This window comes from Chryseobacterium caseinilyticum (genome assembly GCF_014837145.1).
GTDB classification, from domain to species: Bacteria; Bacteroidota; Bacteroidia; order Flavobacteriales; family Weeksellaceae; genus Chryseobacterium; species Chryseobacterium caseinilyticum.
Map to the genome: position 1 here is coordinate 188,469 of NZ_JACYFS010000003.1, position 11,729 is coordinate 200,197.

Sequence of the window (11,729 nt, forward strand, 5' to 3'; positions counted from 1 at the left end):
TCAAATAATAAATTCCGAAATCATTTTGTCCTGAATTTTCAGGATTAAAAAACGGTTTTAAGAAATTAAAAAAATAAATAACTTGATATGAAACAAAATTTTTTCCTCTTTGTTCTGATGTTTTTTTCTGTGATGGTATTTTCGCAGAAAACTGTTTCAGGAAAAATCACCGATGAAGACGGAGTGGGCATCCCAAGTGCCAGTGTGACGATTGAAGAACCCGGCAAAGACGCCATTCTTGCGTATGGAATTACCAATGCCAAGGGGGAATACAAAATTACATTTACCTCATCCGAGAGCAATGTAGACCTTAAAGTGAAAGGGTTTAACCAAAAACCTATCACAAAACAGATCAGCAATTCAGATCAGAATCTGAATTTCAAAATGCAGTCTGAAGCTACAGAAATTAAAGAAGTACAGCTCAAAACCAAACTGATTACCGCCCGAGGCGACACCATTGCATACGATCTGAAAGCATTCGACAGCAAAAGTGACCGTACTTTGGCCGACGTCATGAAAAAAATACCGGGAATTGAAGTGAATGCAGACGGAACGGTTCTTTATCAGGGAAATGCCATCAACAAATTTTATGTAGAAGGAAAAGACCTTATGGAAGGCGGTTACGGAACAATAACCAACTCATTGCCTAAAGATGCCATCGCAAAACTTGAGGTTTTGGAAAACCACCAGCCGGTAAAAATGCTTCAGGGCAAAATACCTTCAGATGCAGCTGCCATCAATATTAAGCTTAAAAAATCTGTGACCATGACAGGTCGTGGCGAAGTGGGAATTGGTGCAGATCCTCTTTTGTGGAATGTAAAACTGACCCCAATGTTTTTCAGCAAAACCAGCCAGTGGGTAGTTAATTATAAAACCAATAATGTAGGAGATCAGGTAGAAAATGAGGGAAATATCCTGGGAAGCTACAACCCCTGGGAAGGCAGACGTGGAAATGTTTCCCAAAATGACTGGTTGAACGTGGAAACTTCCGGTACACCAAGCACGCCGGTTAAGAGATACTTGTTTAACAATGTACACTACGCCTCTGCAAACTATTTAACCAATATTGACAAGGCAAAACAGTGGGAACTGAAAGCTATTGCCAACTATACCAATAATGCGGTTGAGAGAGAAGATTACAGAGAAACGACTTATCAGACAGGAGATTTGGCAGGAAGCAAGGTCATCAACAGCACCAGAAACGATTTCTATACCGACAAGGTAAGAGGAGAATTGCTTTTCACAAAAAATGCCAAGAAAGGTTTCTTTAAAAACTCAACCAGCTTCAGCCAGTTTTGGAATGCAGACCGTGCATTTGCGGTAAGAGAAGGAAGATCTGCAGGACAGGCAGTAGAATCTCCTACCTCAAATTTCCAGAACTCTTTGAGCACTATCATACCCTGGAAAGAAAAGATGGTAAACCTCAGATCATATATCAGTTATCAGGATGATCAGCAAATGTTGAAAGTATCACCGGCAGATTACCTCCGTTTTCCATTCAGAGAAAACGAGGATGCACCGATAGGAACGATCGCATTTCTTCCCAATACCGTTGCACAGCAGAATTTCAGACTTAAAACTTTAGATACTTCACATTCAGCGAATATCAGTTTTACCAAAAAAGGCTGGACGTTTACGCCATCAGTTGGGTTTGACTTTTCAAATGACAGATTGGATACCGATTTCAATGCAATTGCCCTTTCAGGAATACCAAATTTTAACGGTCCGGCATACGAAAACAATCTGAAATTCACAGAAATCAATCCTAACGCTTCATTAGGTATAAACTACAAAACAGATGTATGGAATGTGTTTGCCAATTTACCGGTAAATTTCACCAGCATCAAAGCTGAAGATGACGTGAGAGGAGTTTCAAAAGATTTAAACAGAACCACATTTACCCCGAATTTATTTGCGCAGTACACTTTTGCATCATTCTGGAAAGCCAGTGTTAATGCCAATGTGAGCAATAATTTCGGTGATATTCAGACAGCCTATGCAGGTTATATGCTGCTTTCACCAAACGGGTTTAACGTGATGGACGCAAACAATCCAATTCCGCAGACAACAACTTCTGCTTTGGGCTCAAGACTTGAATACAGAAATCCACTGAACAATTTGTTTTTTAATGTAAACTATTCTTATTCCGACAGCAAAAGAAATCTACTTTCTGCACCTTTGCTTGATCCCAATACAGGATTTACATTGATGCAGTATCTGGATATTGAAAATCATGCTAAAAGCAACAGGCTGAGCGCAGAAGTTGGAAAATATTTCCCTTCATTTAAAACGAATGCATCTGTAAACTACAGGAATACGACTTCACTTTCTGATGCTTTCCTTGACGAAGTTAGATTTAAAAACAAAAACAACAACCAGTCTTACGGTTTTAAGTTAAACAACACGTATTTCAGCTGGATGAGTGTGGATTTCAACATGAATCTCTCGCGTACAAAACAGGAAGGCCGTACAGGAACTTTGGGTATCAACAGAGGATACAATCATAATTTAGCTGTATTCTTCTATCCTCTCGAAGATCACAATATAGGTTTTTCATGGGATCAGTTGAACACTACAAACAACGACACTACCTACAGAAACCCATTCTTTGATCTTTCTTACCAGTTTACATGGTCTAAAAAGAAAATTGATTTTGAACTGAAGTGGATGAACATCAGTAACAGAAAAGTTTTTGAAACATATGATCTTAACGGAACGCTGAACTCTCTTACTTACACCAGAATTCAGCTCAGACCGAGCCAGGTTATGTTTACAGTGAAATTTAACTTTAAATAATAAAAATATCCCTTTCAGATTTGAGAGGGATATTTTTTTGCTTTCATTTTAATTTTAAAAATTTTCGTTGTCGGCAGTCGGGCCATAACTTCCGGGAAGCTCGATATCATTCAGCCGGTAATAAACCCCCAGCTGAGCCCTGTGGTGTGTAATCTGATCCAAACTGTGGCGGATCGCTCCGTATTTTGTCCATTTGGCCAATTCCTGCCCGGCATTTTTCAAAGCCCAGTACGGTGTCAAATCATCTTCTGTGGCATTTTCAAGAGCCTTAATACTTTGCTGGAAATTGTTTTCAAAAGTTTCTAAAATTTCCTGTCTGGTAGTAAGTAATTTCGGTTGCATTGAACTGTCAGCAAAATCCAGCTCTGAAGAATTCAGCATAAAACCTGCCCAGCCAAAAATTTCTGCAATATGCGTCACGAGATGATTCATTGCCATACTTTTTTCGTGAGGCTTGTATTCACCTTTGTCTTCGGGAAAAATATCAAAAAACTGTTTTGTGGTTTTGTACTCCTGTGTGAGCTCATCTTTTAATTGTTTCAGCGTGTCCATAATAATTTATTTTGTGTTGATCTCTTTTTGACATCAAAAATTATGCTATCGGATTCATTGATTTCCAGCATAATAAATACTTAAATTTTAATCCTGTTTAAAATTAAGTTTAAAAATTCTGTAACATTTTGCCTCTACTTCAAACTAATAGAGAAACATTTACTTTTAATATGAAAAAACTGTTTTCAATATTTTTAATCGCAACGGCGGTATTTGCCAATGCTCAGGATGCCAAAGAAACCGCAAACAGGTTTTTTTACGAACTTAACTTTAAGCCTAAAAAAGATTCCATAAAAACTGATAAGGTAATCACTATTCTGGATATCACAGATAAGAACAGATCTGTCTATCAGGATTACACCATCATTGCTCAGGATTCTATTATGAAATTAGAAATTGAAGCGATGCAGAAATCGGGTCAGATGAAAGATCTTTCTAAACTGATCAAGATGCCGAAACTTTCTGCAAGAGTTTACAAAACCTATCCTACAATGAAAATTCAGTTTGTGGAAAAAATCACAAGCGGATTTACACCAGCCAACATCGGTTATGTTGAAGAACCGAAATTTGCCTGGAAGATTCTTTCAGACAAACAGAAAATCGGGGAATACAATACCCAGAAAGCTACTACAGAGTTTGGAGGTAGAAAATGGACGGCTTGGTTCAGTTCAGATATTCCTTTTCAGGATGGGCCGTACAAATTTTCAGGACTTCCGGGTTTAATTGTAAAGATCGAAGACGAAGCTAAAGATTACTCATGGGTTTTGCAGGGAAATAAAAAAATACAGGACTACACAGAATATTCTTACATCGAAAATATGATGCAGGCTAAAGGAGGTAAAGTGAACGAAATGCCACGAGATAAATTTGAGAAAAAATTCAACGAATTTAAGAAAGATCCTTTCGCTACCATGAGACCGATGCTGACAAAAGAAATCATGTCGCAGTCTATCCCGGGAATGGACGGAACGGTAGGGGATATGATTAAAAAACAGGAGAAACAGTACAAAGATTTCTTCAAAGCTGTAGATAACGAAATAGAACCTGCTTACGGAGCCTTAACAGTAGGCGAAGTAGAAAGAACAGGTACTGAAAAAGCAAAATAAACGCACATTCATATTTAACTTAACTATATTAGAAGCAAACCCAGATACAGCAATGTGTTTGGGTCTGTTTTTTTTGTTCTAATTTAGATTTACTTTAAATAACGTATATTTGCACGACAAATTTTCAGCTTTGAAACAGAAAGATCCACAGAAACTGAGTCAGTTCCCGAAAAACAAAAAGGGAATAATAAAAGGTTATGACAATGAGCATCTCCGCATGCCTACAAAGATCATTGAAATGGGTCTGCTTCCTGAAACTTCCTTTAAAATATTGTACCAGGCACCTTTTAACGGGCCTATTTACGTAGAATTTGGGGAAGAGAAAAGCCGGATTGCTCTCCGAGAAGAAGAAGGAGATTTTATTATTGTTGAAGAATTGATCTAAATGCAGGAAAATCACGAAAAACAGGTGCTTTTGGTTGGGAATCCCAATGTGGGAAAGTCTACCCTCTTCAATGCACTCTGCAATACAACACAGAAAACCGGAAACTACGCCGGAGTAACCGTTTCAAGCCATTCCGGAAACTATTCCTATAAAAATGAAGAAGTAAAAATCACCGATCTTCCGGGATCATACAGCATCTATCCAAGTTCTGAGGATGAAGCTGTATTCTCTAAAGTTTTACTTGACAAAAAAAACTATGCCGGAGTAATCTACATTCTTGAAGCACTAAGCATCAAACGTGGAATGCTTTTGCTGCAACAGATACTGGATGCAGGTTTGCCAATGATTATAGTTCTGAACCAGGTCGATCAGGCAAAAAGACGCGGTGTTGACATCGATGTACGAAAACTTGAGGAAACGTTAGGTTTAAAAATCATTCAGACCAACGCTAAAGAACAGACCGGAATTGAGGAATTAAAAGAGTCAATTCTGAAAAATGAATTTAAAAATACTTCTGTTCCCTATTTTGATATTCCAACTGAACATAAAAATTTGGTTGAAAAAATTGTTGCCCGGCAAAATTCAGAAAACGCTTACAAAGCCTGGCTGAGCATTTCCCTCGACTCGGATAAAAAAAATCCTGCCGATGAAAATTCAGGTTTAAAATCAGTAAACCCAAAAAGAATACAGGTTCAGGAGACGGTGAGAAGATACCAGCTTGCAGATAAAATGCTTCAGGGAATTATTTCAAAAAAGCAAAATGCCAAGGAACTTCTGACCGAGAAATTAGATAAAGTTCTTGTTCATAAATTCTGGGGCTATATTATTTTTCTTTTGGTGCTTCTGATAATTTTCCAGTCGGTTTTCTTCCTCGCAGAATATCCGATGAACTGGATTGACGGGCTTTTTGCATGGATGTCCGGTTTTTCTGGCGAACATTTGCCGGAAGGACCTTTAAATTCATTAATCTCGAACGGGATAATTCCGGGCGTTGGCGGCATCGTTATTTTTACTCCGCAAATCGGAATTTTACTGTTCTTCCTTTACATTCTGGAGGATTCGGGATATATGGCGAGAGTTGTTTTTTTAATGGACAGATTTCTGCGGCCTTTCGGTCTCAACGGAAAAAGTATCGTTCCACTGGTTTCAGGAACTGCCTGTGCGATTCCGGCAGTGATGTCTACCAGAAATATTGAGAATCTCAGAGAAAGACTGCTTACAATTCTGGTAACACCTTTTATGACATGTTCAGCAAGGCTTCCGGTGTACAGCATTATGATCGGCTTGATTATCTCTGACGGCAATTTCTTCGGCATTTCCTACAAAGCTTTGGTTCTTTTGGCAATGTATCTTTTAGGATTTTTTGTTGCACTTCTGTCTGCTTTCATCCTGAAATATTTTATTAAAGAAAAAGGAAAATCCTATCTTGTCATGGATCTTCCAACCTATAAAAAACCGCTTTTCTGGTATGATTTTAAACTTGTGTTAGGTAAAGTCTGGGAATTCATCACCGGAGCCGGAAAGATTATTTTTGTAGTCAGTATTATTATCTGGGTTTTAAGTTATTTCGGTCCGAAATTAAATGAAAACGAAATTGTAGCAACTGATGTTGAACTCGATCACTCGTATCTCGCAAGAATGGGAAGAGCCATCGAACCTGCCATCGCACCACTCGGTTACGACTGGAAAATGGGCGTCGGAATTCTGACGAGCTTTGTTGCAAGAGAAGTGTTTGTAGGAACCATGTCGACTTTATACAGTCTGGACGATGACGCTCCCGAAGGAAAAGTGATCGACAAAATGAGAAGCGATGTTAAACCTGACGGCAGCAAAGTTTTCAGTTTTGCTACCGGAATTTCAGTATTGCTTTTTTACGCGTTCGCCATGCAGTGCGCTTCGACCGTTGCTATTGTCTACAAAGAAACAAAAAGTTGGAAATGGACTGGTTTTCAGCTGGCCATGATGACCGGTTTGGCATATTTTGTGTCGCTTATTGCTTATCAGATATTAAAATAATCAAAAAAAGGAAATCGGTTGCTTGTATTTCCTGAGTGGGAAAAAGCCAACTTTGTCAAAGTTTTTACATGGCGCTTATAACTTTGACAAAGTTTTAAAATCAAATCATTTCAACAATGGAAACTTCTCTTATCATTCAATACATTATTCTCGCGTTGGTTTTCGGATTTGCATGCTATGCCCTGTTTAGAATTTTAAAGAAAAACTTCGCCCCGAAAAAATTTGATTCAAAAAGAACAGGCTGTGACAATGATTGCGGATGTTCTTAGATTTTAGATAAATTGTAGTAATTTCATATTCGAAATTAAACTTTTATACTTGATAAAATTCTTCATTCTTTTAGGATTAACAATATCTTTTGTGCCGGCAAATGCACAGAGCAAAATAGATTCTGCAAAAATTATTTCTTATGAAGAACTGGTGATGCTGAGAATTAATTTCGACACCAATATCGAAGACTTTGTAGCAAGCTATAATTCAGATGCAGGAAATCTCCAAACCAGACTGACCATCAACAACAAAACAAGAACTTCCTTTTCTGTGGATTACAAAATGATCAGTGCGGCGTTGTCTTTCGCACCGGATATTCTTCCGGGAAATAATGACAATAACCTGAAAGGTGAAAGCTCTTACACAGATTTTGTATTTAGATTTTTCCCCGACCAGTTTATTCAGTCATTTAATTACCGCAATATCAAAGGTTTTTATGTCGACAACATGGCAGATTTTTTCCCCGACTGGCAAAGGGGTACAGATCCCTATCTTCAATTTCCGGATTTGAGAATTCAGACTTTTGGTGGCAGCACTTCTTATGTATTTAATAAAGATTTTTCTTTGAAAAGCATCTATTATCAGCGGGAATGGCAAAAAGAAAGCAGTGGAAGTTTGATTCCTGTTCTTGAATATGATCTGTCTTATTTCAGTAACAGAAATGATGGTTTGAAAAGCAGGGAAAGACAGTACAATCTCGGTTTAAACCTTGGATATCATTACAATTGGGTGATTGCAGAGAAAATAAATTTCGCACCCTACATATTTGCGGGAATTGGAGGAAAATGGTCGTCTTACCGAACTGATTTTGCGGACGGAACAAAATCCGATCCGGAAAAAGACAGATATCTGACAAGTAAATTCGGGACAGGAATTCATCTTGGATACAATTCGCGAAAATTTCTGTTTGGTGCCAAGCTTAATGTAACCTCATCGTATTATAAAGAAGATTCCAGCTCAGAAGTTATCAACAGTAACGTTTTTGGTCTGCTGTACTTTGGTTACAGATTTCCTCCACCAAAGGTCTTAAAAAGGAATTATCATATAATCGAGAAAAAGATTCCTGTTCTATAAGTTCGTCTTCTTTTGAGTATCTTTGCAACCGGAAAATTAAAATATAGATAATCTCTTTTTTCAGATGGTTTAAAAATAAATTAGCAGCTTGCATTTAATTTAAATCCTGAAAACTAAAAATTTAAAATATAATGTCATTAATAAAATCAATCTCAGGAATCCGTGGCACCATTGGCGGAAAAGTAAACGATAATCTTACCCCACTGGACGTTGTAAAATTTGCTTCTGCCTTCGGAACCTGGCTTCAGAATAATAAAAATAAGAAAGATTTAACCCTGATCATCGGCCGTGATGCCAGAATCTCCGGACTGATGGTTAATTCATTGGTTACCGCAACGTTACAAGGCTTAGGAATCAATGTGATTGACCTTGGACTTTCAACGACTCCAACCGTTGAAATCATGGTTCCTGAATTGAAAGCAGATGGTGGAATTATACTGACAGCTTCTCACAACCCAAAACAGTGGAATGCTTTAAAACTTTTAAACGAAAAGGGAGAATTCATCAGCGGTGAAAATGGGGCTGAAGTTTTAGAACTTGCAGAAAACGAAGATTTCAACTATGCAGAAGTAGATGATTTAGGGAAATATGAAACAAGAGATGATGCTTTCGACATTCACATTCAGCAGATTTTAGATTTGCCAATGGTAGATGTAGATGCCATTAAAGCGAAAAAATATAAGGTCGTTCTTGATGCCGTAAATTCTACAGGAGGAATCGCAATTCCGATGCTTTTGGATAAATTAGGCTGCGAAACAGTAAAATTGTACTGTGATCCGACAGGCCATTTTCCTCATAATCCCGAGCCTTTAAAAGAGCATTTGGGAGATATTTGTGAATTGGTGATTAAAGAAAAAGCAGATGTAGGAATCGTTGTTGATCCTGATGTTGACAGGCTGGCTTTAATTGATGAAAAAGGCGAGATGTTTGGTGAAGAATATACTTTGGTGGCTGTAGCAGATTATCTTCTGAAAAATAAAAACGGTGTGGCTGTTTCAAACCTTTCATCAAGCCGCGCATTAAGAGATGTGGCGAAAACGCACAGTTCTAAATACTTTGCAAGTGCGGTAGGAGAAGTGAACGTAGTGAATCTGATGAAAGAAAAAGAAGCGGTTATTGGTGGTGAAGGAAACGGCGGAATTATCTATCCTGAACTTCACTACGGAAGAGATTCTTTGGTAGGTGTAGCTTTATTTTTGACCCATTTGGCAAAAGAAAACAAAACAGTTTCTGAACTGAGAGCCGGATATCCAGCTTACTTCATGGGTAAGAAAAAAATTGAGCTTACTCCGGAAATTGACGTAGATGCAATTTTAACTAAAATGGAAAAAGAGTATCAAAATGAAGAGGTCTCTACCGTTGACGGCGTGAAAATTGACTTTGAGAACAACTGGGTTCACCTTAGAAAATCAAATACGGAACCTATTATCAGGATTTATACTGAAGCGTTTTCACAGGAAGAAGCTGACGATCTGGGAGACAAAATGATTGAAAAGATAAAAAGTTTGATTTAATTCAGAATTTTTGTACTTTTAATAGAGAAATAACAGTGCAGTGACAATTACCATTAATCCTAAAAACGATAAGGAACTGGCCAAAATAAAATCGATTCTTAAAGCGGAGGAAATTGATTTTGTTGAAGAAATCAACGATGAAGATTGGTGGAATGAAATCTCAGATGCTGAAAGAGAATCTATTGAGTTGGGATTAAAAGATGCCAAAGACGGTTTGGTTGTATCTCATGAAGACTTCTTAAAGTCTTATGGGAAATGATTAAAATAGTTTGGACAAAACGTGCAAGAAATGATTTTGATAATGTTTATCAATATTGGGTTGAGCACAATCATTCAAACATATATTCAGAAAAGTTTTAGATGAAACTTTAAGAATTATTAATATTGTATGGGATCAGAATAAGATCGGGCTGAAGAGCAACCGTAAAAATTTAAGACGGGTTTTAATTTTTAAAGAATTTTTCTTTAACCTATCAAATTTTAACATCAGAAATTAAAATAATTTCTTTTTTTGATAACAGACAGAACCCGAAAAAAAATAAATTTAATTAAAAAAGTTTTTTCGAAGTTTATAAATCAATTTTTGAGCTTTGAAAATAACGGCGAGATACTATATTGGAAGAATATTTTGAAAATGAACTTGTAAAAAAGTTCGAAGAAATGGTGGAGAGCAATGATGAATTCTACTTCGATACTGAAGAGCTGGAAGACATTATTGTTTATTACCTTGAGCTTGGGGACTTCAATTATGCTGATATTGCAGTAAATTACGGTCTGAAGCTTCATCCAAATTCTTTGGAAATAAAAATAAAAAGACTTGAAGTTTTACTCGAGTGGGAAGATTATACTTCTGCAAAAGAACTTATTGATGAGCTGAAAGGAGCATCCATGGAAAATACTGATTTCATGGTGTGCTACGCAAAGTATTATTCAAACCTGGGAAACCCTAAAAAGTCCATTGCTATTTGCAAACAGGCTCTGGAGCTTGGTGAAGAAGAAAATTTCCTCAACAATTTTATTGCAGACGAATACATCAATCTCGGCGATCCTTTCAATGCTCTGAAACATTATCAGAAAGCACTTAAAGATGATCCTACAGATGAATATTCGCTGGAAAATATCATGATCTGCTTCAACGAACTCAACAGAACCGACGAAGCAATTGCCTTCCTGAATTCATATCTGGATGATTTTGCCTTCTCTGAAGTGGCATGGAGCGAGTACGGACAGTTTTATTTCAACAGAAAAAATTATGAAGAAGCAATCCGTGGATTTGATTACCTTTTGGCCATCAACTCCAGCGCTGTTGGTGTCTATGCAAGTAAAGCAGCCTGTTATGAAGCGTTGAAACAGTTTGACAAAGCGATTGAAGTTTATGAAGAAATGCTGGAACTTGAGTACACCAAAGCATTTACTTTTTACAAAATCGGACTTTGCTTTAAAGCGCAGAAACAGCTTTTTGTGGCACTTACCTATTTCCAGAAATCGTTGAGAGAAGATCCTCAGTTTTATCTTTCGATGATGGAGCAGTCGTACCTGTATGAAGAAATGGGAGCAATGCCGGAATCTCTGCATTTTGCAAAAGAAGCGACTCATCTGAACGAAAACAATCTGGAATATCAGAAAAGACTCGCATTTCTCTACATAGAATCCGGAAGGTTTGAAGAAAGTTTAGCATGTCTGAAAAAATTGGTAGACGCTGAGCCATCACGTTTTTACAACTGGTATGCCTATAGTGAAGTTCTGATGTTGTTGGGAGAATATGACGAAGCAGTGACCGTACTCGAAAACGCATTGAAATCGCACAATAGAGCCGAATTGTATTATCAACTGAGTAATTGCTGGTTTAATCTCAGAAATCAGGAAAAAGGAGAACAGGCGCTAAAAAATGCTTTGGAACTTGATCCCACTCTGGCTTCAGATATGCAGAAAAAATATCCGTTCATCAAAGAGGAAGTTAAAAAGGTAAAATCTAAAGTCAAAAAGAAAAATTAAAACAATTTTCAATACAATAAA

The 11,729-nt window shown here is 37.4% G+C and carries 9 protein-coding genes; 8 read left to right on the forward strand and 1 reads right to left on the reverse strand.

The window, feature by feature from the left end; translation table 11 throughout:
* Window positions 1-87 precede the first annotated feature (87 nt).
* Complete coding sequence (locus IC610_RS11485) at window positions 88-2,796, forward strand: peptidase associated domain and porin domain-containing protein (RefSeq protein WP_191736983.1); 2,709 nt, start codon at window positions 88-90, stop codon at window positions 2,794-2,796.
* A 54-nt stretch (window positions 2,797-2,850) separates the two neighbouring features.
* On the opposite strand, the gene IC610_RS11490 is transcribed toward IC610_RS11485, so the two are convergent.
* Window positions 2,851-3,348, reverse strand: coding sequence for a DinB family protein (locus IC610_RS11490; RefSeq protein WP_191736984.1), 498 nt, complete (start codon window positions 3,346-3,348; stop codon window positions 2,851-2,853).
* Between the two features lie 170 nt (window positions 3,349-3,518).
* On the opposite strand from IC610_RS11490, the gene IC610_RS11495 reads away from it, so the two are divergent.
* The 7 genes from IC610_RS11495 to IC610_RS11525 all read left to right on the forward strand — a co-directional run bounded on the left by IC610_RS11495 (window position 3,519) and on the right by IC610_RS11525 (window position 11,708).
* The gene (locus tag IC610_RS11495) at window positions 3,519-4,454 is read left to right on the forward strand and encodes a GLPGLI family protein (protein WP_191736985.1); all 936 of its coding nucleotides are present in this window, start codon (window positions 3,519-3,521) and stop codon (window positions 4,452-4,454) included.
* A 130-nt stretch (window positions 4,455-4,584) separates the two neighbouring features.
* On the forward strand, window positions 4,585-4,839 hold the full coding sequence (locus IC610_RS11500; RefSeq protein WP_191737243.1) for a FeoA family protein: 255 nt from the start codon (window positions 4,585-4,587) through the stop codon (window positions 4,837-4,839).
* A complete protein-coding gene (feoB, locus tag IC610_RS11505) occupies window positions 4,840-6,855 on the forward strand; it encodes a ferrous iron transport protein B (RefSeq protein ID WP_191736986.1) in 2,016 nt (671 codons plus the stop codon).
* A 318-nt stretch (window positions 6,856-7,173) separates the two neighbouring features.
* Complete coding sequence (locus IC610_RS11510) at window positions 7,174-8,199, forward strand: DUF4421 family protein (protein WP_191736987.1); 1,026 nt, start codon at window positions 7,174-7,176, stop codon at window positions 8,197-8,199.
* 131 nt (window positions 8,200-8,330) lie between these two features.
* On the forward strand, window positions 8,331-9,713 hold the full coding sequence (glmM, locus tag IC610_RS11515) for a phosphoglucosamine mutase (protein ID WP_191736988.1): 1,383 nt from the start codon (window positions 8,331-8,333) through the stop codon (window positions 9,711-9,713).
* Between the two features lie 40 nt (window positions 9,714-9,753).
* Window positions 9,754-9,972 (forward strand): hypothetical protein, encoded by a 219-nt coding sequence (locus tag IC610_RS11520; protein WP_191736989.1) that lies wholly within the window; start codon window positions 9,754-9,756, stop codon window positions 9,970-9,972.
* 356 nt (window positions 9,973-10,328) lie between these two features.
* The gene (locus IC610_RS11525) at window positions 10,329-11,708 is read left to right on the forward strand and encodes a tetratricopeptide repeat protein (protein ID WP_191736990.1); all 1,380 of its coding nucleotides are present in this window, start codon (window positions 10,329-10,331) and stop codon (window positions 11,706-11,708) included.
* Window positions 11,709-11,729: the final 21 nt, after the last annotated feature.